Source organism: Sulfurospirillum sp. MES (assembly GCF_000789415.1).
Lineage (GTDB): Bacteria > Campylobacterota > Campylobacteria > Campylobacterales > Sulfurospirillaceae > Sulfurospirillum > Sulfurospirillum cavolei.
Genome location: NZ_JSEC01000003.1, coordinates 346,914 through 371,847 on the forward strand (window position 1 = coordinate 346,914; position 24,934 = coordinate 371,847).

The 24,934-nt window shown below is 39.6% G+C and carries 26 protein-coding genes and 5 tRNA genes; 27 read left to right on the plus strand and 4 right to left on the minus strand.

Annotated features, from left to right (window positions below; translation table 11 throughout):
• Nucleotides 1-93: 93 nt before the first annotated feature.
• Together fliI and folE are read right to left on the minus strand one after the other, a co-directional pair.
• Nucleotides 94-1,398 carry a flagellar protein export ATPase FliI gene (fliI, locus tag OA34_RS07480; RefSeq protein WP_039673933.1) on the minus strand — a complete coding sequence of 435 codons (1,305 nt, stop codon included), beginning with the start codon at nt 1,396-1,398 and terminating at the stop codon, nt 94-96.
• Nucleotides 1,398-1,973, minus strand: a complete 576-nt coding sequence (folE, locus tag OA34_RS07485) for a GTP cyclohydrolase I FolE (protein WP_039673935.1) — start codon at nt 1,971-1,973, stop codon at nt 1,398-1,400. Before folE ends, fliI begins: the two co-directional genes overlap by 1 nt.
• Before the next feature lie 129 nt (nt 1,974-2,102).
• On the opposite strand from folE, the gene tig reads away from it, so the two are divergent.
• From tig to OA34_RS07550, 13 genes are all read left to right on the plus strand, one after another.
• Nucleotides 2,103-3,398, plus strand: coding sequence for a trigger factor (tig, locus tag OA34_RS07490; protein WP_039673937.1), 1,296 nt, complete (start codon nt 2,103-2,105; stop codon nt 3,396-3,398).
• Complete coding sequence (gene clpP, locus OA34_RS07495) at nt 3,398-3,988, plus strand: ATP-dependent Clp endopeptidase proteolytic subunit ClpP (protein ID WP_039673939.1); 591 nt, start codon at nt 3,398-3,400, stop codon at nt 3,986-3,988. Before tig ends, clpP begins: the two co-directional genes overlap by 1 nt.
• Nucleotides 3,989-4,009: 21 nt before the next feature.
• The gene (locus tag OA34_RS07500) at nt 4,010-5,092 is read left to right on the plus strand and encodes a GGDEF domain-containing protein (protein WP_039673941.1); all 1,083 of its coding nucleotides are present in this window, start codon (nt 4,010-4,012) and stop codon (nt 5,090-5,092) included.
• On the plus strand, nt 5,089-5,604 hold the full coding sequence (gene def, locus OA34_RS07505) for a peptide deformylase (protein ID WP_039673943.1): 516 nt from the start codon (nt 5,089-5,091) through the stop codon (nt 5,602-5,604). Before OA34_RS07500 ends, def begins: the two co-directional genes overlap by 4 nt.
• A gap of 2 nt (nt 5,605-5,606) precedes the next feature.
• A complete protein-coding gene (locus OA34_RS07510) occupies nt 5,607-7,145 on the plus strand; it encodes a YifB family Mg chelatase-like AAA ATPase (protein WP_039673945.1) in 1,539 nt (512 codons plus the stop codon).
• A gap of 8 nt (nt 7,146-7,153) precedes the next feature.
• A complete protein-coding gene (locus tag OA34_RS07515; RefSeq protein ID WP_039673947.1) occupies nt 7,154-8,548 on the plus strand; it encodes a bifunctional ADP-dependent NAD(P)H-hydrate dehydratase/NAD(P)H-hydrate epimerase in 1,395 nt (464 codons plus the stop codon).
• Nucleotides 8,539-9,129, plus strand: a complete 591-nt coding sequence (gene purN, locus OA34_RS07520) for a phosphoribosylglycinamide formyltransferase (RefSeq protein ID WP_039673949.1) — start codon at nt 8,539-8,541, stop codon at nt 9,127-9,129. The genes OA34_RS07515 and purN overlap by 10 nt, the downstream gene beginning before the upstream one ends.
• Nucleotides 9,119-9,913, plus strand: coding sequence for a thiazole synthase (locus OA34_RS07525; protein WP_039673951.1), 795 nt, complete (start codon nt 9,119-9,121; stop codon nt 9,911-9,913). The genes purN and OA34_RS07525 overlap by 11 nt, the downstream gene beginning before the upstream one ends.
• Before the next feature lie 75 nt (nt 9,914-9,988).
• Nucleotides 9,989-10,065: transfer RNA gene (locus OA34_RS07530), tRNA-Pro, on the plus strand.
• Nucleotides 10,066-10,089: 24 nt separating this feature from the next.
• Nucleotides 10,090-10,166: transfer RNA gene (locus tag OA34_RS07535), tRNA-His, on the plus strand.
• Nucleotides 10,167-10,188: 22 nt separating this feature from the next.
• A tRNA-Arg gene (locus OA34_RS07540) sits at nt 10,189-10,265 on the plus strand.
• Nucleotides 10,266-10,283: 18 nt separating this feature from the next.
• Nucleotides 10,284-10,360, plus strand: a tRNA-Arg gene (locus tag OA34_RS07545).
• A 15-nt stretch (nt 10,361-10,375) separates the two neighbouring features.
• Nucleotides 10,376-10,460, plus strand: a tRNA-Leu gene (locus OA34_RS07550).
• Nucleotides 10,461-10,545: 85 nt separating this feature from the next.
• Here the strand turns inward: OA34_RS07550 and OA34_RS07555 are convergent.
• Both OA34_RS07555 and OA34_RS07560 read right to left on the minus strand, forming a co-directional pair.
• Nucleotides 10,546-11,163 (minus strand): hypothetical protein, encoded by a 618-nt coding sequence (locus OA34_RS07555; RefSeq protein WP_039673953.1) that lies wholly within the window; start codon nt 11,161-11,163, stop codon nt 10,546-10,548.
• Nucleotides 11,164-11,386: 223 nt separating this feature from the next.
• Nucleotides 11,387-12,274: a hypothetical protein gene (locus OA34_RS07560; RefSeq protein ID WP_039673955.1), complete on the minus strand. Its 888-nt coding sequence runs from the start codon at nt 12,272-12,274 to the stop codon at nt 11,387-11,389.
• Between the two features lie 197 nt (nt 12,275-12,471).
• On the opposite strand from OA34_RS07560, the gene OA34_RS07565 reads away from it, so the two are divergent.
• The 14 genes from OA34_RS07565 to OA34_RS07630 all read left to right on the plus strand — a co-directional run bounded on the left by OA34_RS07565 (nt 12,472) and on the right by OA34_RS07630 (nt 24,842).
• On the plus strand, nt 12,472-12,717 hold the full coding sequence (locus OA34_RS07565; RefSeq protein WP_039673957.1) for a helix-turn-helix domain-containing protein: 246 nt from the start codon (nt 12,472-12,474) through the stop codon (nt 12,715-12,717).
• Between the two features lie 152 nt (nt 12,718-12,869).
• Nucleotides 12,870-13,529, plus strand: coding sequence for a DASH complex subunit DAD2 (locus tag OA34_RS07570; protein WP_039673958.1), 660 nt, complete (start codon nt 12,870-12,872; stop codon nt 13,527-13,529).
• Between the two features lie 2 nt (nt 13,530-13,531).
• Complete coding sequence (locus tag OA34_RS07575) at nt 13,532-13,735, plus strand: hypothetical protein (protein ID WP_039673960.1); 204 nt, start codon at nt 13,532-13,534, stop codon at nt 13,733-13,735.
• On the plus strand, nt 13,729-15,867 hold the full coding sequence (locus OA34_RS07580; RefSeq protein WP_039673962.1) for a hypothetical protein: 2,139 nt from the start codon (nt 13,729-13,731) through the stop codon (nt 15,865-15,867). Before OA34_RS07575 ends, OA34_RS07580 begins: the two co-directional genes overlap by 7 nt.
• 21 nt (nt 15,868-15,888) lie before the next feature.
• Nucleotides 15,889-16,167: a hypothetical protein gene (locus OA34_RS07585; RefSeq protein WP_039673964.1), complete on the plus strand. Its 279-nt coding sequence runs from the start codon at nt 15,889-15,891 to the stop codon at nt 16,165-16,167.
• Entirely contained in the window at nt 16,164-16,796 is a 633-nt protein-coding gene (locus OA34_RS07590) for a hypothetical protein (RefSeq protein WP_039673966.1), read from the plus strand. The genes OA34_RS07585 and OA34_RS07590 overlap by 4 nt, the downstream gene beginning before the upstream one ends.
• Nucleotides 16,793-17,152, plus strand: a complete 360-nt coding sequence (locus OA34_RS07595; protein WP_039673968.1) for a hypothetical protein — start codon at nt 16,793-16,795, stop codon at nt 17,150-17,152. Before OA34_RS07590 ends, OA34_RS07595 begins: the two co-directional genes overlap by 4 nt.
• A 1-nt stretch (nt 17,153) precedes the next feature.
• Nucleotides 17,154-17,444 carry a hypothetical protein gene (locus tag OA34_RS07600; protein ID WP_039673970.1) on the plus strand — a complete coding sequence of 97 codons (291 nt, stop codon included), beginning with the start codon at nt 17,154-17,156 and terminating at the stop codon, nt 17,442-17,444.
• 12 nt (nt 17,445-17,456) lie between these two features.
• Nucleotides 17,457-18,278, plus strand: a complete 822-nt coding sequence (locus tag OA34_RS07605) for a nucleotide-binding protein (RefSeq protein ID WP_039673972.1) — start codon at nt 17,457-17,459, stop codon at nt 18,276-18,278.
• 129 nt (nt 18,279-18,407) lie between these two features.
• Nucleotides 18,408-21,314, plus strand: coding sequence for a MobF family relaxase (mobF, locus tag OA34_RS07610; RefSeq protein ID WP_039673974.1), 2,907 nt, complete (start codon nt 18,408-18,410; stop codon nt 21,312-21,314).
• Nucleotide 21,315: 1 nt separating this feature from the next.
• Nucleotides 21,316-21,516: a hypothetical protein gene (locus OA34_RS07615; RefSeq protein WP_039673976.1), complete on the plus strand. Its 201-nt coding sequence runs from the start codon at nt 21,316-21,318 to the stop codon at nt 21,514-21,516.
• Nucleotides 21,513-23,381 carry a type IV secretion system DNA-binding domain-containing protein gene (locus OA34_RS07620; protein ID WP_039673977.1) on the plus strand — a complete coding sequence of 623 codons (1,869 nt, stop codon included), beginning with the start codon at nt 21,513-21,515 and terminating at the stop codon, nt 23,379-23,381. Before OA34_RS07615 ends, OA34_RS07620 begins: the two co-directional genes overlap by 4 nt.
• Before the next feature lie 15 nt (nt 23,382-23,396).
• Complete coding sequence (locus OA34_RS07625) at nt 23,397-24,470, plus strand: toprim domain-containing protein (RefSeq protein ID WP_039673979.1); 1,074 nt, start codon at nt 23,397-23,399, stop codon at nt 24,468-24,470.
• Between the two features lie 72 nt (nt 24,471-24,542).
• Nucleotides 24,543-24,842: a hypothetical protein gene (locus tag OA34_RS07630; RefSeq protein ID WP_039673981.1), complete on the plus strand. Its 300-nt coding sequence runs from the start codon at nt 24,543-24,545 to the stop codon at nt 24,840-24,842.
• Nucleotides 24,843-24,934: the final 92 nt, after the last annotated feature.

Consider the following 24,934-nt stretch of genomic DNA (forward strand, 5'->3'; position numbering starts at 1 on the left):
ATTTCTCCGTCCGAATAGGATAAACTTTATCCTAATTTATTTTTTTGAATACTATTACTTTCTTTATTAAAAAAAACTAAAAATTTTTAACCATTAATTGACTATTTGTTTCAGATCATTTATCGTCGCTTCAAACGCAAACGCTTCTTCGGGGTTTTGTTGTAAAAATTGATTCATCTTCTCTTTTTTGCTAATCGCCAAGTCTAACTCTTTGTCGTTGCCTTTTTCATACGCTCCGATGCGAATGAGCACTTCATTCTCTTTTAAGATCGAACTCAAACGCTTAAAACGCATCGCCGCTTTTTTATGATCGCTATCGATCACGTCGCCCATAACCCTTGAAGCACTGTTTTGAATATTGATCGGAGGGTAGATCCCGTAATCCGTCAACTCCCTACTCAAAACGATATGTCCGTCTAGAATACTTCGGGACTGATCGGCAATCGGGTCACTTAAGTCGTCACCTTCGACCAATACCGTAAAAAAAGCGGTAATCGAACCTTTACCTTCCTCTTTTCCGGCACGTTCCATCAGTTGCGGTAGCAATGCTAGAACCGAAGGCGGATACCCTTTGGACGTCGGAGGTTCGCCCAAAGCAAGACCGATTTCACGTTGCGCCATCGCAAAGCGCGTCACCGAATCCATCATAAAAAGGACGTCTTGACCTTGGTTTTTAAAATATTCCGCCACGCTCATGGCACTAAAGGCTCCGTATTTTCGCATCAACGGCGAATCATCGCTGGTTGCGACGATAATGACGGTGTTTTCCAAATTGCCGCCGAGATTTTTTTCGATAAACTCGGGGACCTCGCGTCCTCGTTCGCCGATAAGCGCAACCACTTTAATCGGAGCTTCCGAACCTCTGACGATCATGCCCATTAAGGTCGATTTTCCGACGCCGCTTCCGGCAAAAATCCCCATTTTTTGCCCTTTTCCGCAAGTCAAAAGTCCGTCAATCGTTTTGACCCCGACGCGAAACGGCTCGTTGATCAACCCTCGTTTCATCGCGTCCAAAGGCGCTTTCATGATCGGTGCTTGAGAGCTTGCACCTATCGTTCCTTTGCCGTCTTTAGGGCGAATGAACGGATCGACCACGCGCCCTAAAAGCTCTTCGCCTACCGGAATCATCATTCCCTGCTCGCTGATAAAGACTTTATCGCCGATTTTAAACCCTTCGATAAAGCCAAACGGTGAAATATAAAATGTCGTTCGATTGACTTCGGTAATCATCCCAAGTTCGCTTTTACGTCCGTCTAAGGAGACGATTTTGACGATATCGCCGATGCTGGGTCTAAGTCCGCATGCTTCGACGGTCGTCGCACTGATCTTCGTAATCGTGCCGAACATCGGAGAGAGGCTTTTGCTTTGCAGTTTTTCGCGTAGACGATTGAGCGGCATTAGTAACGATTCGCCTGCGGTGCATTGATAATATCAAAAAACTCTTTGCGCGTATCGGGTTTAAGGAAAAGCCCGCGTAATGCCGATGTCGTCGTGTTGGAGTGAGTTTTTTCCACGCCGCGCATTTCCATGCACATGTGACGCGCTTGAATCACGACACCGACTCCTTTAGGTGCGATAACGTCGTCGATCGCTTTAGCGATCTGTTCGGTCAGTTGTTCTTGGATTTGAAGGCGTCTGGCAAACACGTCGACCATCCGCGGAATTTTGGAAAGCCCTACGACTTTCCCGTTTGGAATATAAGCGACATGTGCACGTCCGATAATCGGTAAAAGATGGTGTTCGCACATAGAGTAAAACTCTATATCTTTAATGAGAACCATTTGATTGTTATCGCTTTCAAACAATGCTTCGCCTAAAACGTCGTTGGGGCTTTGAGTATAGCCTTGCGTCATATATTCATAGGCCTTAAAGACACGAGTCGGCGTTTTTAACAGCCCTTCGCGTTTCGTATTTTCGCCGATGATTTCCAACATCGTTCTAACGGCATTTTCAAACTCTTCTTGTCTGTGCATTTTTCTTCACTTTATTTCGTAATTAAGACGACTTATTCTATCCGCTTTTTGCTTTTTAATGGATAAAAAGCGAGTTAAAAGCTAATTTTTGCTATATTTGAGCAAAATTTTATATCGAAAAGGGATTTTATGCAAATTAAAGTTAACCGTACCAATAGTGCTAATGCTGCCGTCGAGGCAACCATTTCACCGGCGCTTTTGCAAAAAAAAGAAGAGAAGATGCTCGCATCGGCGGCGTCCACTATGAAAGTTGACGGATTTCGAAAAGGAAAAGTACCTACGCATCTTGTAAAAGCACGCTTCGGCAAAAAAATTAAAGAAGACGCACAAACAGACGCTTTACGCGAACTTTATTCCAAAGCGTTGGAAGCATTAGACGTTAAAGCCGAACTCGTCGTCGGAGAGCCTAGTTTTACAAAATTTGAAGAAAAAGAGGGCGGCTTAGAACTTGTTATGAAACTCTCTTTCAGACCGACGGTTAACGTAGAAGGCTATAAAGAGTGCGTTCCCGAATACAAAGCACCCAAAGTAACTAAAAAAGAGATCTCCGAGCGTCTTGAAAAAACCTTGGCTTTGGTTGCCGATCTTAAAACCGTTGAAGAAAAAAGAGCGGTAAAATCAGGCGATTTCGTCGTTATCGATTTTGAAGGCTTTATCGACGACGTAGCGTTTGAGGGCGGCAAAGCGGAAAATTATACGCTTGAAATCGGAAGTCATTCGTTTATCCCCGGTTTTGAAGACGGCATTATCGGTATGAAAGCCGGCAAAAGCAAAGACATTGAAGTGACTTTCCCCGAAAATTACGGCAAACAAGAACTCGCCGGTAAACTCTCCGTCTTTAAAGTAACCCTTAAAGAGATTAAAGTGAAAGACGTTCCCGAAACTCCGAGCGAAGAGATGATCAAACGCTTACTTCCGGGCGTCGAAAATCCTACGCTTGAGACCTTGGAGGAGCAAATCGAAACCGAAATTCGTAACGAAAAATTAGCAAAACTTTTCAACGAAGAGGTTAAACCCAAATTCGTCGAAACGATTTTGGAAAAAATCGCATTAGACCTCCCCGAAAACATCGTCGATCAAGAGATTGATCTTCAAATGAGAAGCGTTTTCGGAAAACTCAGCGAAGATGAGATTAAAGAGTACTCTTCCAATCCCGAAAAAATCAAAGAGAAACGCGAAGAATTTAGAAACGATGCCGAGAAAAGCGTTAAACTAACGTTTATCGTCGATGAGCTTGCTCGTGCCGAAGGCATCAACGTCAGCGATCAAGAAGTGCTTCAAATGATCTACTTTGAAGCAATGCAACAAGGCGCCAACCCAAAAGAATACCTTGAATTCTACGAGAAACAAGGCGTTCTTCCGGCAATTAAAATGTCCATCATTGAAGAAAAACTCTTCAACAAGCTTTTTACTAAAGGTAAATAATGAGCTATTATGTCCCTGTCGTTATTGAAAAAACGGGTCGAGGTGAGAGAAGTTACGATATTTACTCTCGCCTCTTAAAAGATCGTATTATTATGCTAAGCGGCGAAATCAACGACGTCGTCGCTTCTTCCATCGTTGCGCAACTGCTTTTTTTGGAAGCCGAAGACCCCGAAAAAGATATTTATCTTTACATCAACTCCCCGGGCGGCGTGATTACCAGCGGCTTTAGTATTTACGATACGATGAACTACGTCAGACCCGATATTTGCACGATTTGTATCGGGCAAGCCGCTTCGATGGGAGCTTTTTTGCTTAGCTCCGGTGCAAAAGGGAAACGTTATGCGCTTCCCAACGCACGCATCATGATCCATCAACCTTTAGGCGGCGCACAGGGACAAGCAACCGACATTGAGATTCAAGCCAAAGAAATTTTACGCATGAAACAAGTATTAAATGAAATTTTGGCAAAAAACTGTAATCAAAAAATGCCCAAAATCGTCAAAGACACCGAACGCGACTTTTTTATGAGCGCGGAAGAGTCTTGCGAATACGGTCTTATCGATAAAGTATTGGATAAGAGCTTTAAATAATATTTTAAAAGAAGGCGCGTTATGGTTCGTTTCAATAAAGAAAAAGGTGCAACGGGTGTTTATACGATCGATACGAAAGAGGATACCGTTACGGTAGCCCCAACTATCAAAGAGCCCGTTGTTCCGCAACAATCTAACGCCGAACTTGAGAAATTTTCCGCTCAAGTCCTTAAAGTGTTGGGGGATGAAAACATTCCTCCGACACCGAGTAATTTTCAAATTTACTTTGACAAGCTCTTGGAAAACAAACCTGCCGCATTTAAGAAGCGTATTAACGAGTTTTTAGACCTTGAAACGACCAACAACGACGAAAATCACGTGAAAATCGAGCGCGAAATTAAAGAAGGTTTTTCGCAAATTAAAAATATTATGCAAGTCGTTTCAACCGTTTATCGCAACTTGGGCGTTATGCAAGATATCGTAAAAAAACGCTCCAACCAATTGGAAACCAATCCGAACGCGCTAACGTTGCAAAATATTATCGCTTCTTTCACGACGGATTTGAGCAAAATGTTCGAACTCACGACCAAACAATTGGATCTTTTGAAAGAGTATTACCAAAAAGCGACGACCATTTTACAAGAGGTCGATAACCAATCCATTTTCGATATTAAATACGGCGTTTACAACCGACGTTATCTTTTAAAATCACTCGAAGACGAACTGAAACTTATCCAAAATTACGCGCATCCGAGCTCTTTGGTGTTGGCGCGCGTCAAAGAGAGCGTTCTTGATTCGATTGCGGTCAAAAAAGATAAAGATACCGTCGTACGCAATATTGCGAAACTTTTACTGAAAACATCGCGCCGAAGCGATATCGTCGCGCATTTCGGAGACGGTATTTTTGCGATGATTTTAAAGCATACCGACTTAACGGGTGCCAAAAAAGCATGCGATCGTATCAGCGATTTGGTTTATCAAACCAGCTTTTTTGTCGGAACATCCGAAATTGAAACCGATATCGAACTTTCCATCACGGCATTGCAACCCGAATACAGCGCCGAAGAATTTTTAGCGGCAACGCTCGAAGGGCTACCGCATACGGGTAAAAAGTTTATCCCTTACGTGGTCTGTACGCCTTCTTTACAGGAAGAGGAAGAATGATTTTAGAGATTTTAGTCTATCCCCATAAACTTTTACGTGAAAAATCCAAAGACGTCACGGCATTTGACAGTACTTTGCATACGCTTTTGGATAACATGTACGATACAATGGTTTTTAAAGAGGGTATCGGATTGGCGGCTATTCAAGTCGGCTTCCCGTTAAACGCTCTTTTAATCAATCTCGTCGACGAAGAGGGATTGCAAAAAAAAGAGAACCTTTATGAGATTCTCAACCCCGAAATTCTAGAAAAAGACGGTGCCGTCGTTTATCAGGAAGGATGCCTTAGCGTCCCCGGATACTACGATGAAGTCGAACGTGCCGCCCACATCAAATTAGCCTATTACGACCGCTACGGACAACGCCATGAAGAGGAGTTTCGCGATTTGATGGCAATTGCCGTTCAACACGAAATGGATCATCTTCGAGGGCATCTTTTTATTGAAAAGCTCTCCTATTTAAAACGCAAAAAATTTGAAAAAGAGTGGAAGAAAAAACAAAAAGAAAAGGCGTAACGATGGAAGAAGCTTCTGCGCTTTCCAACGTCAAGCATGCCAAATGCGCAACGTTTTACGCCAATAAAGCCTATCGCGTCGACGTCGAGTCGACTTTCGTTCGAGCACTTCCGGGATTCTCTATCGTCGGGCTCGCAGACACGGCCATCTTGGAGTCTCGCGAACGTATAAAATCGGCACTTTCCAGCATCGATTTTCACTTTCCGGCGCAAAAAATTACCGTCAATCTTTCACCCTCCGATCTTAAAAAAGAGGGAAGCCATTTCGATTTGGTCATTGCTTTATTGATCGCAATGCAAAAAGAACGCTTTACATGTAAGGATTTTTTTGTCTTTGGCGAACTGGGTTTGGACGGCAGGGTCAAAAAAAGCAATGCGATCTTTCCGATCGTTTTATCGCTTGCGTCTCAGCAAAAAGACCTTCACGTCTTGGTTCCCGACGAACTTTTACGGAAAATAGCGCATATTCCGGGTATTCATGCTTTTGGCGTTGAAACGCTTCACGATGCCCTTCTTTTTTTCAAAGAAAAACGTTTTGAGCAAACTACTCCGATCTTAAACGAATCTTTTTTATGCGAACATAGTATGAGCATCGGCGGCAAAGAGTACTTTTACGAAGCTCGTTTTCCGCTCGATTTTAGCGATGTTTTGGGACAACACCGCGCCAAACGTGCGCTTACGATCGCCGCGGCAGGAATGCACAATTTTCTCATGGAAGGTAGTCCCGGATGCGGAAAGAGTATGAGCATTAAACGCTTACGCTATATTTTACCGCCGCTTTGCATCGAAGAGATTTTAGAATCCAACGCTTATGCTTCTTTGGAAAACGAAGAGACGGCACTTTGTGCCCTTCGCCCTTTTCGTTCGCCGCACCACACCTCTTCGCGTCCTTCCATTTTCGGAGGCGGATCGTCGCAAAGTAGAGCCGGAGAAGTGGCACTAGCCCATAACGGCATTTTATTTTTCGACGAATTTCCAAACTTTTCCAAAACCGTTTTAGAGAGTCTTCGAGAGCCTCTAGAAGATCATCGCGTTTTAATTTCGCGCGTCAACACGAAAGTTAGTTATGCTACCAAATTTCTTTTTGCCGCCGCACAAAATCCGTGTCCGTGCGGAAATTTACTGAGTCGCACGCACGAGTGTCGTTGCAGCGAAACGGAAATTGCCCGCTATAAAAATCGTATTTCAGAACCCATTATGGATCGACTCGATTTATACGTACAAATGAGCGAAGAGCATTCCAAAGAGAGCGGATTGAGCTCTTCGGAGATGTTTGAGCAAGTTTTAAACGCCTTTAAGATGCAAAAGGAACGCGGGCAAGAAGAGCTAAACGGCAAACTTTCCGAAGCCGAAACGATGCGTTACTGCCTTTTAGACGACGAAGCACAAGCAAGTCTGGAAACGGCAAGGGAACGTTTAGGGCTTTCGGCTCGTAGCCTGCATAAAGTGCTACGTGTTGCGCGCACGATCGCCGATTTGGCGCAAGCTCGACTCATTGCCAAAGAACATATGGTCGAAGCTTTAAGTTTTCGCAAACGTTAGGAGAAACCATGCGCTATATTTACGAAAAAACGGATTTTTTAGACGCTCGTTGTTACGATGCATTTGCGCTCTGCTCCGAAATTTTAATGGAACACGCAGGATTAGCACTTGCTAAAGCGGTTCAAAAGAGATTGCCGTGGAATAAAAAAGCACTGTTTATCTGCGGAAGCGGTCATAACGGCGCGGACGGCATCGTGGCGGCACGGTTGCTTCACGGCACATGCGATGTCGCGATTTTGTGTCCTTTCGAACTCAAAACGCCGCTTGCGCGGCTCCAATACGAACGTGCGCAAAAACTAGGCGTACCCGTCGTTTCGGAATTGATCGATGCCGACGTTTACGTCGACGCACTTTTCGGAGCCGGGCTCAATCGACCCTTAGATATACCTACATGTCAGCTTTTAGAAACAATCAACGCTCAAAAAGGCTACAAAATCGCTTGCGATATTCCAAGCGGGATTCAAAGCAATCTCGCTTTAAGCGATACCCTCTTTCGTGCCGACGAAACCGTAACGATGGGCGCATTGAAACTTGCGCTGCTTCACGATAACGTCAAAGACGTCGTCGGTAAAATTAAAGTTGCGACCTTAGGTATCGCCCATACGTTTTACGACGTACCGAGTCCTTACGTTTTGATACAGAAAAAAGATTTGAAGTTACCGTTTCGTCGTTCCAAAAATAGCAATAAAGGCACTTTCGGACATGTTGCGGTGCTGCAAGGCCCTAAAGAAGGAGCGGCACGGCTTGCGGGTATGGGTGCATTTCATTTCGGTGCCGGTTTGGTAACCTTAGTCGGCGAAAAACCGAAAAGATTACCCGTTTATCTGATGCACGACGCTTCCATACCGCACAACGCCAACGTTGTCGTTGCAGGTATGGGATTGCTCGATTTCGATACGTCTGCGATCAAACAACGGCTTTTAGACAACGATCTTCCACTCGTCATCGATGCCTCTTTATGCTACCATCCCTTCATTAAAGAGATCGTTGCGTCTTGCAAACCCGTTGTGCTAACGCCGCACCCCAAAGAGTTTAGTGCCCTTTTAAAACTGCTCTGCGATGAAGAGGCCGACGTCGAAAAAATTCAATCTAACCGTTTTGCGTACGCAAAAACCTTTAGCGAACGTTTTAAACATATCGTCCTCGTTCTCAAAGGAGCGAATACGATCATTGCCTATCAAGGCGAACTTTTCATTAACGCATACGGACGTCCTTCTTTAGCCAAAGGCGGAAGCGGCGACGTACTTGCGGGCATGATCGGAGCACTTATCGCACAAGGATATGCACTCAAAGAAGCGGCTATTCAGGCTTCTTTAGCCCATGCACTCGTCTCGCGAAAACTTACATGTAACAATTTTGCCCTCACTCCCGTCGACATTTGTAAAGGTCTTAAATGGTTATAAAAAAAATTGCGATTCTCTTTAGCGGTACGGGGAGTAACCTCGAAAAACTCCTCGCCGATTTACATCACAAAACATTTCAACACTGTCGTATCGAAGTAGCAACGACCATCTGCAACCGTCCCGATGCCCAAGGCATTGAAAAATCCCGCCGTTACGGAATTGAACCGTTAATTCTCGACCATACGCAGTATGCTAATCGCGAAGCGTTCGATGAAGCACTTGTGCATGCTATTCGTGCCAGCGGTGCCGAATTAACCGTTTTAGCGGGTTTTATGCGTCTTTTAACGCCCGTTTTTACGCAAAATATTAAAGCACTCAATTTACACCCCTCTTTGCTTCCGCTTTTTAAGGGAGGCAATGCTATAAAGGAAAGCTTTGATTCTCCGATGAAGGTTGCCGGCATTAGCGTGCATTACGTTAATGAAGAACTTGACGGCGGCGAAATCATTGCGCAACGTTGCTTTGAAAAGACGGAAGGGATGAGTTTTGAAGCGTTTGAAGCTAAAATTCATGCTTTAGAGTATGAACTGCTTCCTCTAACCGTCAAAAATTTATTGGATAGGACACACCATGAATCATGATACCCTAAAAGTCGGAAATATCGAATTTGCAAGTCGGTTGATCGTCGGAAGCGGCAAATACCCCGATTTTCAAACCACGAAAGACGCCACGGTTGCTAGCGGCTCAAAGTTAATTACGGTCGCCGTTCGCCGCGTCAATATTACCAATCCTCATGAAGAAAATTTATTGGATTATTTCAAAGGCACGGACATCAAACTGCTCCCAAATTCCGCCGGCTGTACGACCGCCGAAGATGCGATCACACTTTTTAGAATGGTACGGGAAGCTACGGGAATCGATTTGATTAAACTTGAAGTCATCGGCGATACGGCAAAAACACTTTATCCCGATGTGATGGAAACGCTTAAAGCATGTGAAGTTTTAGCAAAAGACGGCTTTACGATTATGACCTATACCAACGATGATCCGATTATGGCAAAACGTTTGGAAAATGCCGGAAGTGCTGCCGTAATGCCTTTAGCTTCTCCGATAGGAAGCGGTCTTGGCATCCAAAACCGTTATAACGTTCTTTTTGTTAAAGAAGCCGTGAGCATCCCCGTCATCGTCGATGCGGGTATCGGCTGCGCCAGTGACGCGGCAATCGCAATGGAAATCGGTGCAGACGGCGTTTTAACGAATACGGCAATTGCTCAAGCTAAGAACCCGATTTTAATGGCTGAAGCCATGAAATATGCCGTATTGGCGGGACGTGCAAGCTATCTCGCCGGACGTATCGCCAAAAAACCGTTCGCTACGGCAAGTTCGCCCACCGAAGGTCTCATAGAATTTTCTCCCAAAGCTTAATCTTTTAGCTTGACAAAAGGCTGGAATTTGGCTAGAATTTCAGCCTTAAAAAGACCAGTTTGGTTTTTTAAACGTCGGGGCGTAGCGCAGCCTGGTAGCGCACCTGGTTTGGGACCAGGGGGTCGAAGGTTCGAATCCTTTCGCCCCGACCATGTAAAATAATGATAAAAATGATGGTGGGCGTAGCTCAGTCGGTTAGAGCATCAGGTTGTGGTTCTGAGGGTCGTGGGTTCGATCCCCATCGCCCACCCCATTATTTTTAAAGTGCAGTTTATGCGCTCGTAGCTCAATTGGATAGAGCAACGGACTTCGGATCCGTAGGTTGTAGGTTCGACTCCTTTCGAGCGCACCACCTTAAAGCCGAGACTTTGCGCTCTTAGCTCAGCTGGATAGAGCAACGCCCTTCTAAGGCGTAGGTCACACGTTCGAATCGTGTAGGGCGTACCACCTTAATACTTATGTGCGGATATGGTGAAATTGGTAGACACGCCAGACTTAGGATCTGGTGCCGAGAGGCGTGGGAGTTCGAGTCTCTTTATCCGCACCATCCCTATTTTAGGGACTTTAAAACAACTTTTTCTTCTAGTTTATCTTTCTTTTTTATTTTTTTGGGTACGTCATAGGGTACGGTTTTAGAATTTACTTTTACTGCCACTAAAATAATTTTCAAGCTTTTTATTATCCAAATACAGCTGCTCTAAACTCATTTTTTCTTTTATAATATTCCAATCAATGATATATTCAATGATATCTACATCATTTAGTATATAAGAATTATCGATCAAAGAAAACAAATATGCGAGTAGGCTTCGATGATGTCCTTGAACAATAATGAATCGTTTTTTACCGAAGTATTCAAATGCATAATATTCTATTTTTTCTTGTAGTGTCATATTATTTGGCTCAAAAGCAAAATTTGGATTTTGCATTTTTAGGTATTGCAATAACCGAATAAATTCCCTTTTTTGGTAAATAAAAATATCTTTAAATGATTTATTACAAAAGTGTGGATGACTGGATGTAGCTATAATCTCAGAAGGCATAATATTTTTCTGATATTCAATATGCTTAATAGTTCCAAGTGGATATTTTGATCGGTTCTCTATAATTTTTGATAAAGAAAGAGAACCAAAATTTTCTTCTTGATAGTCAAACAGTACCTTCGTATCTAAATTATTTTTCTGAATATACTGTAAGATAAAATCATAGATTTCTTCTGCTTCATATTGTAGAATATCTTGTATTTTCATGATGCTGTATTATCTAAGATACTTTTACATTTATCACATTGAAAAAAAGCAACCCCTTTATACAAACCATGTGAAGCAACTTTGTGAATGTACTTACCTTCTTTGCACACCTTACAAATATTATCAATAATGTAAGGACAATTCTTAGTGTCTTCACAATGCAAATACCTATTGTCTTTTGAATAAACAATCTTTTTGTTACAAACAGGACATTTAGTTGTTTTCATGATTTTTCAATTTTTGCTATTTCTTTTTTTAATGCCTCCAAATCTATCACAAATCGTGAAGTACCGATTTCAGGATCATAATCGATTACATCAATTACACGGCGATAAATATCTTTAATATCAAGAGGAGAATTATATTTGTACAGATTAAATTGTATACAAAACCATAAAGCAAGATCTGCATATTGAGGTTGAAACCTTAAACATTGCCTTACAAGTGATATAAAGTTTGTTTCATGTAGACTAAAAAGCACTTCTTGATAATTGGCATACTTGGGATATTTTTCTCTAAATGCAGTTATAAAAACTCCTAACGAAGAAGATTTTATTTTACGTTGTTCTAGCCCTTGTTCAAGCACAAATATATCATAGCAATTCATAATCTGTTGAGATACTCTATCCACTGTAAAATCTTCGCAACTCTCAAATTTTCCTTTACTGAAAACTAGTGCAAGATAAACAAGTCCTTCACTATTTTTTATAAGATCACTATATAAATGTTGATAATAGTCATCTAAAGTCTCACTTGACGGCAAATAGCTATCATTCTCTTCATCGTTCGGAATATAACCCAAAAACTCGTCAGGTTCATTTTGACCATATTCTTCATAAAGTTTACGATACTCTTCTTGTGAATAAACCTCTACGAATTTTTTAACAGCATTTAAAACATTTACAAATTCAGCAGCTTGTACGGAATAGTTTTGAATATTAGCGAACTCAAGTTTTTCAATAGTACCATACTCAAGAAATTCTTCTAAATCAGTTTGTGTAAAATATTTTTCGAGAAGACTAATAATTGGACGTTTTTCTTTTTTCCACTTTCCTACACCTTGTGGTGTCATTTCAAAAACTTTACTCATGGCTATATTAGTTAAATTCACAGAACAATCCTCACTTGAGATATTTGAAGTAATTTTATCAAAATTAAAAACAATATGTATATATATTTTATCAGAACATATAAATTGAAACAATATTTTTATACTTGTAAATATTTAAATATTTTTTAAAGTAAATAATATTACTATTTTAGCATATAAATTTATATTTTAAAAATATTATTTCTAGGAGTGGTAAAATGGAACAGAGAATAGCAATAATCCATGAAAATACAATCAATATGATTTTAGAACAACAACAAATGATATTACAACTTTTACAAGGCAAAAATAGAAGTGAATTGGGTGCTTTTTGTAATGTAAGAGAAGCAGCACAAATCTTATCTGTATCTGAGCAGAAAATTAGGCAAATGATTGACAACGATGAGTTGAAATACAAAAAGTTGGGAAGATCTATTCGTATCTATAGGTCAAGTTTAATGTAACTCTTCTTTCTTATTCTTTCCTGTCTGCAAACGTTGAGAATTGAGAAAGAAGAGCTTGCACCGTTCATGTGAATGAGGGTGTGGTCTGCAATTTTACCACAAATCCCTCTTTTTTAAAAATTCAAAAATTGAAAAAACACAAAGGGATAACTATGTCCAAAAATCAGGACTTTTTTCCACATCCAAGTAACTTACGGAACCATCCAAATATGTTACGGCTTAATAAAGAACTACCAAACGCAACAGGTTATGGAACTGTCGTTTGGCTTTTTGAAAAATTAAGAAGCGAAGATGGATTCAAATATTTAAAAAAGAATATTGATCTTCTTGCTGATGAATCACGAATATCTAGTGCTATTCTAATACTTGTAATTGACTACAGCGGTTTCTTTGTAACAGAGCAAGATGACAATGGTGATTTCTTTTTCTCACCTCTTTTTAACACGTTGATGATTCCATACAATGAGCGCAAAAAAATAAAAAGTCAAGCAGGTCAGATTAGTGCAAAAAAGCGTGAATTAGAACGCCTTGCACAAATCAAAGAGCTTACTGACAAGTTGCGTGATATAGACTCAACTCAACAGAATCTTGCACTACTTACTTTGAGTGAGGATGACTCAATTCAACAGATAAGAGAAGATATAGATCATTCATCTCAATACAAAAAGAAATTTTATAAAGAAAAAAAACCTACAAAATCAAAAAATTCACCATCTTCATCTTTTAAAAAATCAAAGCCAGATCAAATCTTTGAAACAGACGATGCAATTATCGCAATTCACAAGCGTTTAAAAACAACCGTGCGAGGCTAACCATGAAAGCAACCGAACAATACAAGCAATGTAGTAAACGTGAGCAAAAGCAAATCCAAACACTTTTTTATTTTTTAGAAAAAAAGAAGATCAAAAACATGAACAGGCTGTTTCAAATCGCAAAAGGCTTAATTAAAGAACAGCGCGCATATCTACAAGCACATTCAGGAGAGTTTTTTAAAAAAAGGAGAGAAGAACAATGCTAACCAAATTATTGATCATATTCATGCTTATTGTTTTTCGCATGCATGTACATGCCGAGGATAGTAATACAACGGCAACCTTCTTAGCAGAAAAGCCAGATCCTAATTCCAACACTTATATCCTGAACATGAAAGATCCATACATCGCCAAATTGAAAGATATTAATCTTGAAAATGGTGAACTCAGGTACAAAATCTTCCACAAAAATGCTCAATCTGAGGTTGTGGGCTTCTACACGTACGAAAACAATATTGTAAAAAATTTAAGTAACGTAGACCAAAATGCAATCGACAGTACCGTTCAAGCCCTTATTCCTCAAGACTCTCAATTCCAAGAAGTCCAAGAGATCACAAAAGATGAAGATGACTTGGATCTTGCCCAATTCCTTGTTTCAGTTTTCATGTTAGATGCAGATCGAATCAATATTGATCAAACGCTTCTCAACAATAAAATCACGCTCCAAAGTCCTTATAAAAGAGCTTTTAATGAAGATATCTTGGATGAGAGGTCACTTTTATTTTATGTAAAATTCTTTGTAAAGATTGATTCGTGGTTATTGGATCTAAATTCATTTATTTTCTTTCTGTTTGTGCCTTATGTCATTATCGCTTTTATCATCAAAAAAGGAATCAACACCGTTGATAAAAGCGCAGAAAATGATAGTGTGATTGAACGTACACTCGTTGCTGTGGTCATTTTGTATTTGTTTTATTTTTCAACAACCTCTAATCAGATTAGCCGTACGCACTATCAATCATTTTTTACAGAGTTCATTCAACAAAGCTTAGAGCTATCGACAAACTTTACTAATACCTTTAGCTCATCTTTTCTGAGCTATCAAGCAAGAAATTCTGGCAAGCTCGACAAACAAGAGCTTGAACATATCGTGACAGATTCATTTAAAAATCAAGCGATTTTACCTTATTATCAAAGATGGTTTGATGTATGTAAAAATACCTATCAAACCGATATTTTTACAAGAAAAGATGAGGGGTTTACTTTTCCAAAGAATTTGGAAACCAATCACCTTGGCTCAACATGGTCAGAGCGATCCACGCAGAAAGATACAAGCGTTTTGATCGTAACAAGCTTGGAGTTTTGCCACAACATTGAAGAAAAAGTCAAGTTTTTAACAGAAAAACAAGCTACAAATGCCAAGCTCATTACAGATTATCAAGAATCTACGAGCGACAAGCTCAATGAAAAACAACTTGTTCTTCTGCAAAAAATGCAAATGAAGAATGTTCACGACTTCGGTTTTATCTCAGCCGCGTTGATTGCTTCAAACAATATGTTCAGTGAAAATTTGAATATGTTTCAACGTACGCAAAAATCTCGAAATGAGATTGAAACAGCGATCACGCAAAATGACAAAAATGCAGGCTTGGAAAAAGGCGTTATTGCAGACTCCCTCGTAGCAGATGCCATCGGAATACTTCCTTACATGCTCGTACCCGGAGCAGATAGCATTAAAAAAACGGTCACGGACACATTAGGCGCAGTATCATCGAAGTTTGAAAAGCTTCCTTTTGTCGGTAGTTTTGCTACCGCCGCAAAACAAGCAGTAGGAATCGGTACAACAATATTTTTAATGCGATATACAATTTTGTACTTACCGATTATTGCATTGATTTTAGCTTCATTTTTGGTCATTGTTTACTATCTCATATCCGTCATTATTTACCTTAACCTTTCACCGTTTGTTGCCGCATGGGCATTTGCTAAAGGGCAAAGTGATGCATTAAAATCATTTTTTATTAAAGGTGTTATACTCGCTATAAAACCACTTGTATTAGTTATTTCGATTGTCATTTCAGTAATTGGTTTAGATCTCATTAAAGCCTTGAATTTACTAATCATAGAAAAACAATTCAATAATTTCTTTGCCATTACCATGACTCAAAATACACTCTCCACCGCTTATGCGTTTTCCGATGATGGATTGCTATTCATAAAAGGTTTTATTGGCATCGTTATCTCCGTTGTTGCTTCAATCATCGTTTTTTACATTGTTCTTAATGGCTCAGATGTAATTGCACGAATTCTTGGAATTGATGAAAGAACGAGCAGTGATACCCAAAATACTATCGGTAATCAAGTAGATCAAAAAACATCACGTTTTTCAAAAATGTAAATTTATAAAAAAGGAGAAAACATGTTACAAGTTAAACAAGCCCTACAGGGCATTGGCTACGGGATTATAGGTGCGCTTATTGTGCAAGTATCGTTTAATACAATTATCAAAGAGAGGCAGGAGCAGACTCTCACAAAACCTATCTTGCTAAAAGGGTTAAGCAAAAAGGAGATCGATAGCATTACCAATGATGTTCACATGTTACCAGTTAAAAATAAAGAGCAAAACAGTTCATTTAAGTCATATATCGTGTCACCTATACCCATTTATGACAAAAATGAGTCAAAGGTGCAACAATGAAGCCCGAAGAGATAAAAGATCTTAGAGAGCTTTTAGGCACTATCGAGTTTGCCAATGCACAGCTTGAACAAGCCGTACAAAAATTGTCTCAGTTTCAAGATATTGAAAAACTTGTACCAGTGCTTCAAAGTATCAGGGAAATTGACCTTGGCAAATACATTGAAAAAATCAATTTCACCAAAATCGGTGAAGAGGTGTTCGCAGGTGTTAGACAAAGCATCAATGCTCAAAATACGATCATCACAAACTCGGTAAATGCACTTGAGAAAAAAAGCAAAGATCTGAACATCCTAGTGCAAGATCTTCATGAGTTGGATGCGCTTTCAGAAAGCCTGCAAACGCTCAAAAAGAGCATCAAAGGCTTCAACATCAAGATGATTGTAGGAAGCCTCATTCTAGGCTTAGGAATGGGTACTATAGGCGGTTATGTCTATTCTGCCTACATTCAACCCAAACCGTTCGAAAAGCTTTTATCAAAGCGTGCCTACACCATAGAAGAAAGCAATGGTTTCAAAGACATCTTAATAATCACGGCACCGTTTCAAAGTGGGAACTTCAAAGATGGATCCACATGGGTTTCTTTCACGTATCCACAACAACAAACCAATCAAAAAAAGGATCAAAAATGACCAAAGAACTTCATCAAAAATATCTTGAGTTTTTCAAGAAAAACTTTAGCAATTATGTCGAAGTTGTTGATTTTAACAGCATAAAAATTAGAGGTGAATATTATCGTATTCAGCGTTGCAATTTACATTTTATCGCTGATGCAATCATTGAAACAGATCATTTGCAAACGGTTTCATTTAAAACTATTTTAGAACTATCACATGCAATTAAAATGGCAAATTTCAATCTTTTACAAACGTTTTACAGCGTCAAAGTCAAGTCACAAAAAGCTATCGAGCTTTTCATTGAGCTTGCTAAAAATCCAAATGCTACAACAGAAGCGCAATTTCAAAAAGAGTTACAAGCGGCGGCATAACATGAAAACGTTAGAGCAATTTTGCAAACAAAATGAACCGAAACGTCGAAAAAGTAAACTAGATGTGTATTACGAAGAAATCACTGAACTCTACGACAGAGGTTATCAGATCGAGCAGATCCAAGATTTTCTCAAAAGTCAAAAGATCGACATATCGGTTCGAGGTATACGCAAATACCTTCAAAGTAGAAAAACTATGCAGGTTAAAACGGTGCATGGTGCTCAAATTAATAATGAGCCAACAACACGATCAAGTGTTACACAAAACTTCATCGATAAATACAAAAAATAAAAAGGATTCAAAATGGCTATTCATGTACTCTTAAACACCAAAGGCGGTGTAGGTAAATCAACCCTTTCATGGCACGTTATGCCTGCACTTTTTACAAAATTAGGTAAAAGCTTTAAGATCTTCGAAATTGATAACAACAACGTTACTAATGTTTTTCATCAAAGTACCATTATCAAAGACAACACACAAACCGTTAAGACATCGGATAAAAATATTGCGGCAGAAATTATCTTTCAAACAATGACATCCAATGATGAAATCATCACTGATGCAGGCGGTGGGGATGACGCGCTCAAAGTCATTGAGATCGTAAAATCTATCGGTGAAGCGAAAATCAATTGGTTTATTCCACTAAATCGCAATCTCGCACAGCTCAAAAATGCACTCAATACCTATGAGCAGATCAATGATCCACAAAACACCTATTTTATCTTAAATGGCTATACCTCACTAGAGGATATCACGGATGAATTTTTATTTTACTTTGGTAATACCAACATGAACATTGAAGGCATTCGTGATCAACTGAAAATACAAAGAGAGTTTGCCATCCCTTTTTCCAACTATTTTGAAATTGCTGAAATGCAAAATCTCACTATCGCAGATCTTGCCAAGATCTCCCAAGAGCTTACAAAAGAAGAAGCCAAAGCACTCTTTTTTGAAAAATTCAAAGACGATAAACAAGCATTTTTTAGAGCGTGGTGCGATTATAAAAACTCCGAAGATGCCGCGCAGGTTTTAGAACAGATTTTCACCGATTTCTTGCCTTTTTTCGACAATGGAACTCAAACGGAACCAATCAGAGCTAAATTGCACAAAAGAGGTACTTTGTAGCACATCACGGAACCCAAAGGGCATCTTTTGGGAACCAAAGAACTCGTTTAAGAGTTTACACCTGAACGCCCAAACGTTCCGTTTGGGCAATGCGTTAAGAAAATTGTTCTAAAAAAGGAAAAAAATAGCATGTTATCTATCTCCACTGTCAGTATTGAACAAGCATCTACTTATTACAGCAAAGATAATTACTACACCAAAGAGCGTGGTGAGTTTTTTGGTAAAGCGATAGAAAATCTACACTTTACCCAAGAGCTTACCCATGAGAATTTCATTCACATGCTAAACGGCGAAAATGGCAATAATGAATCTCTTAGAAGAGCCAATCAAACAGGCAAAGAGCGTGCAGGGATGGATCACACTTTTACAGCTCCAAAAAAGCTTTCCATCGCACTAGAGCTGGCAGAAGCTAAAGGCAATCAAGAATTAGCAGAGGCGATCCGTAAAGCGCATGATCAAGCCGTCAATGCAACACTGGCACACATCGAAGGAAATTACATCTATACCCGTGTACGAGAATCTAAAGGCGCTGATCGTGTTTTGGTAAAAACCGACAACATGGTTGTTGCTAAGTTCGAGCATGACAGTACGAGGGAACTAGACCCTTTGCTTCATACCCATTGTGTGATTGGCAATCTTACACAATTACCTGATGGCTCATGGCAAGCCATTTCCAATGAAGAGCTTTTCAATCATAAAATGCTCAACGGTCAATACTACCGATCAGAGCTTGCCAAAAATCTCAAAGAACTCGGATTCGAGCTTGAGATGACCGATGCAAAAACCATGCTCTTTGATATCAAAGGCATTGATCAATCATTGCACGATGAATTCTCCAAGCGTTCTGCACAAATCAAAGAACTTTTGCCAAAGCTTCGAGAGCAATACCCAAAGGCAAGCGAAGCTGAACTCAAACAATACGCAGCACTGGAGAGCCGTAAAGCCAAAAAAGAGGTTAATCGTGACCTTGTGCGCCAAGAGAACCTAGAGCGTGCCGCAAAGCTCACGGACGTGGATCAGCTTCTTGACTCTCTCCAACAGCCATCCATTGAACATGAAATCAATCCGCAAGAATTTATTCAAAAGGCAGCGGAGATCCTTACCGAGCAAGAGAGCGTTATCGATAAAGAAGAGCTTTTCAAAGTTGCTATGACACTTAGCCTTGGCGAAGTGGGTGCCAAAGAGCTATTACAGGAGATTGACAAAGCCAATCTCATCAAAATCGATGAAAACCGTTTCACTACACAAGAGATGTACGATATCGAACACGACATTATTGAACTGGCAAATGCCTCAAAAAATACCAAAGAATCATTACTCAAAACAGAAATACCGCTTGATTCATCGATGACCGATGATCAGAACAAAGCTTTAGCACATATTCTCTCTTCTCAAGATATGGTGATCGGTATCCAAGGTGATGCAGGTACAGGCAAAACGACATTGCTTAAGCAACTCAAAGAGCTACTCAACGATAAAAACGTTGAATTGCAAGGGCTTGCCTATACGGGAAATGCCGTGGATGAATTGTACAAAGGCTCAGGCATATCTTCTCAAACCTTGCACGCTTTTTTTGCTTCGCAAGCTAAAGAGAGTGAAGTTCCAAAAGAAAAGGTTTATATCGTGGATGAAGCATCCATGATGGGGAGCCGACACATGCACAAGCTCATCCAAAAAGCCCAAGAACAAAATGCACGTATCGTCTTAATCGGGGATACCAAACAGTTTCAAGCGATCAGTGCCGGTGCTATATTTGAGCAATTACAACAGCGTGGCATGAAAACAGTTACGATGGAACAGTCTCTTCGCCAAAAAACTCAAAATCTAAAAGAGTGCGTACAGTTCATTAAGAACAAAGAGACCGATAAAGCGTTTGAAGTCTTGGAAAAAGAGAGTTTTGTGGAGCAAAAAGATGATCTTGTAGGATCAGCATTGCAATCGTTCAAAGAAGATCCCAACGCACTTCTTATCGTCTCAAAAAATGCACTTCGCACACGCATCAATGATGCCATACGAGCGCATAAAATCTTGAAAAACGAAATCAGTGGCACACAAAGCGTACAGGTGAAGGAGTCTATCAATTTAACAGCGCAAGAGAAGCTTTTTATCAACACCTATCACAAAGATCATATTGTCTTCGTCAATGAATCCAAAAACGGTTTAAAGGCAGGTTCTGAGGCAAGCATTGAATCCATTAGCCCAGATACACATGAAATCACTTTACGGTTCAAAGATGATTCGATGAAGACCATCGATATCTCAAAACATGGCGATCAGTTATCACTCTTTACATGTAAAGATAAATCATTTGGCGTTGGCGATACCATCGCCTTTACCAAAAACGATAAAAAGTTAAATGTCAAAAACGGCAATATTGGTACCGTTCAAGCCTTGGATGAGCAAGGCAATGTGACCATTGATGTACAAGGTAAAGCGGTTAGTTTTAATCTCAAACAATACAACTATTTGGATCATGGTTATGCCGTAACCGACTTCAAAGCCCAAGGTGCCACGGCAGATAATGTGGTCATTATCGCCGATTCAAAAATGGCACATATCAAAAGCTTTTATACTCAAGTCACCCGTGCCAAATACAAAGTCAAAGTTATCACAGACAGCATAGAACAGCTCAAACAAAATGTGACACGAAACCCAACCAAAAGCACCACATTAGATCATAGTGATTCAGCACTCGATCAAGCAAGAACGCTTTTAAAAGCGTCTCAGCGCACTCGTATTGAAAAACTACTCGCTTACGTCAACGAATACCATCAAATACTCAAGGAGAAGCTACATGAACGAATTAAACACCATTTTGTTGCAAGAGATCAGCAATCAGAACGTGATCATGATCGAACAGCAGAAAACGATCTCGGAACTCTTACTCGAAATAGCGCAGATGCTGAACCCCAAAGAGCAGGAGTTGAATCCGAACGAACCAACGTTGAAAGAGTTGATGATGGAAGCCTTGCAGAGGCTAACCAACATCGAAAACAGCCTACTCAAATAAATCATGAAGATGAAATGGAGCGATAACATGAAAATTCAAATGGAAACAGCACATAAAACAGACAATGAAAAAGAGGATGAAAGTCTCTTGGATGATCTTTGTAAAGATCTTTTGGAAAACGGTATTGAATCTATCATTGAAAACGGCATGATCTCGTTAAAAATGCCACTGGAGCTTTTTATGGAATTGGGGCTTGATGCTTTCTTAGGAAAGGAGATAGAACGATGAGTACAGGTGTTATTGTCATTCTATCCATCCTCGGATTTATGATGGTTTTTATACTCTATCCACGAAGGAAAGAAGTACATGGGTTTATCTATGAAAATTATCCCTTGTCACGTTTTGCGTGGGGTAGCGGTGCCAATCCAAAAAAACTGATCAAGGGTTATATTTGGACGCCATATTTTAAACTCAAGATACTTTTTAACAAAGCATCCAATACGGTTTTTTTAGATGAGTTTCGTTTTTTACAGGAATTTGCCAATGAATCGATGATGAATAGCTTTTTTAGAAAAAGAGCTGAATCTGTAAAGATCTCTTTATCTGCACTACAGCTTACACAAGCAGTGCTCGTTGTTGGTAAAATGGGATCAGGTAAAACGATGTTTTATAATAATCTCTTCGTACAGCTTTTTTATGCTCGCATGCTTTTGCATGAAATGAAACAAGATACAATTCAAACACTTTATATACCTCGCAAAGATATTATTCTTTGTCCTTACGATGAACGAAGCCATCTTTGGGATGTCATGAGTGAAGATGAAGGCATTATCCAAACGTTCTTTTTAGAGTACATGAATGCTGTTATTGGTGAAAAGACTGATTACTTTAAATCGGCAGCGCAAAAACGGTTCAATGATGTGGCATTGCAGGTAAAAACTTCGTATAAAAATGCAACGTCTGCTCAAAAATGGCTATTGTTTATTAAACTGCTTCGAGATATGTTTGATGAGATTGAATCTTCCGCTCAAAAGAGCCAAAAAGATGTTCAAGCCACCATGGAGCAAATCCTTGAACCACTTGAGATTATGGCATATCAAATGCAAGATCCAAATCAAAAGAGCTTTACAATCAAGGAATTTTTTAAAAGAAAAAATCAATCCAAACTTATATTATCCAATATCGCAGAGTATGATAAAGCACTCAAACCACTCTTCGGTGCCTTTATTGCCTGCTTTACGCAAATTCATGTTTCAATGCCTGATACAACCACAGATTTCACACTCTACGCCTTAGATGAATACCTCAATTTCGTTCAGAACATGGATGAATCCACACGTAAGCGTATTCATACACTGATACGTTCCAAGGGCGGTATATTGGTAGGCGGCGTACAGTATTTGCCAATCAATGATAAAAAGCTCTTAGAAGAACTTACAAGCTCAGCTTTTGCATGGCTTTATTTTTCAACGATTCAGCCTGAAACAGCTGATTTTTTTATCAATAGTGTCAAAGATACTGAATACAGTTATGAAGAGCGCAATGAAAGTTACACTGACGGCAAAAAGAGCGTTTCATGGCAAACCAAAAAAGAATCAACATACCTTCTAAATTCACACATTCTCAATGGGTTAGGCGAAGATTATTCACACATTACTTTTATCCCTCAAAAACAAGTGCTTTACAAAGGTTATACACCCGTTGTGGAGCTTACCAAACGTCATGAGGGTTTCATCAAAAAAGATCTCTCAGGTTTCTATGAACTCAAATACAAATCCCATAAAAAGATAGATCCAAACACACTCAAAGTCGAAGACATGTTTGCACGCTCCATGAGCAAGCTTGAAAAATTCAAGCTTTTCAAACGCTATGAGTCTTCTCAAAACAAAGAGGCATTTGCGAAAGAAAACAATATGCAAGATGTCAATTTCGAACTCTTTTTCAAAGAGTTCATTCCTGATGAGATGATCATCCAAAGCAAGATGAAACTCCTAAGCCTACAAGAGCGTTTCGATCTCGCAGGCAAATGGAATTCCATCCCCAAAGAAAACAGTGAAGCACAGTTAGCGTTTATCGAACAAAATCAGCTTTACGGTGCTTTACCTGATATCTTTAATTTCACCACCACCCAACTTCAAAAGATCAATTTCTAATACAAGGAATATACAATGCAATTATCCTATGATCAAATCAAAGCACTCCAAAAACAAACCGCAGATGAATTACATGTCAGCGATCCTGCACCCGTCTTGCAAGCGTTGAATATTGATTTTCAACCTGTTGGCAATGATAGCTATAAACTCAAAGTCCGTCCTGAAAGTCATGCCTCAGCCTACATCACCATTCGCCAAGGGGTATGGAAGTTCAAGGACTTTGGAACGAATAAAAATGGTACCATTGAAAACGTGGTGATGGAAGCCACAGGAAGAGACTATAAATCAGCATTGCAATTTTGCTTAGATACGCTTCATATCCGCAACAGGCTTGAAGAAGCTATCCATCACAACAAAATGGATTACGCACTCAGCCAAGAGGAGCAAGAGCGTATCCATGCCATAAAAGAGCAAAATAGCCAACGAGAAAAGAGCGTACCTGTTTCACGGGTACTTGATACAAAAGAGATCAGTAGTTATACGCCTGCTGTTGAATACCTTGCAAGCCGAGGTATTCATAAAATACCGCCACAATTCAAACTGATCAATGGGGAATATTATACTAAAGAGGGTGTTGCCAAGAGAGCGTTTGGTGTGGGAATTCTTACACAAGGCAATGGAGCGGATATCCACTTTTTAAAGCGTATCGGTGATTTAAAGAGTATGAGTTTTGGGAATAAGGATATTTCATTGTTTCTGAATGAAAATTCAAAAAAAGTGGCAGTGTTTGAGAGCAAGATGGATTACGCTGCGGCATATCAGCAAATCGATCTATCACAGGTCAATGTTATTATCGCCAATACCACAAGTAATGCTCATAAAATTGCTGAGTTTTTAAAAGATAAAGAGTATGAGAACATCACGTTTTTCAACCAGAATGATCAGGCAGGTGTCGAATTCTTAAATACTATTGTTCATGAAGCCAACATACAGCAATACAGCTCACTTCAATATCACGAGGATGAAAAGGGGATGGATGTAAATGATTTGGTACTTGAAAATAAAGAGATTTTTTGTAGACTACAATCTCATCAAGATGATTATAAAATAGATTACCATAGTGAGCTAATCCATTCGCATAATATATAGCATTATTGTTTGTTTATAGTATAATTTTTAGCATCAGTGTTATTCCTCAGTTTAGAATATATGGAGCTTTAAATGAAAAAAACAAAAATAAATCCCTATGAAATTCATTACATTAAAGTTGAAAGTGTGAATACAAATAATTCTGTTATTGGCTCGATCTCAACACGTGGAAAACGTGTAAATGGTAGTACATATACACTACATAATTCAATAGTTGGTGCAGATAATAAACTCTATAAATATTCTCAAAAAAACGGTAGTTATCCTTTTAAAGTTGATGATATAATGATTTTGATGTGTTCAAAAGACGATACTGATGGTATGTATAATATAAACTCTGATCTGGCTACACTTATTAGGACACAGAAATGATAAGATTTCTACATAATAAGGAAGGATTGATAATATGGTCAACAAAGCTCAGAAATATACACAAGAGTTTAAAAACTCAACAATACAATTAG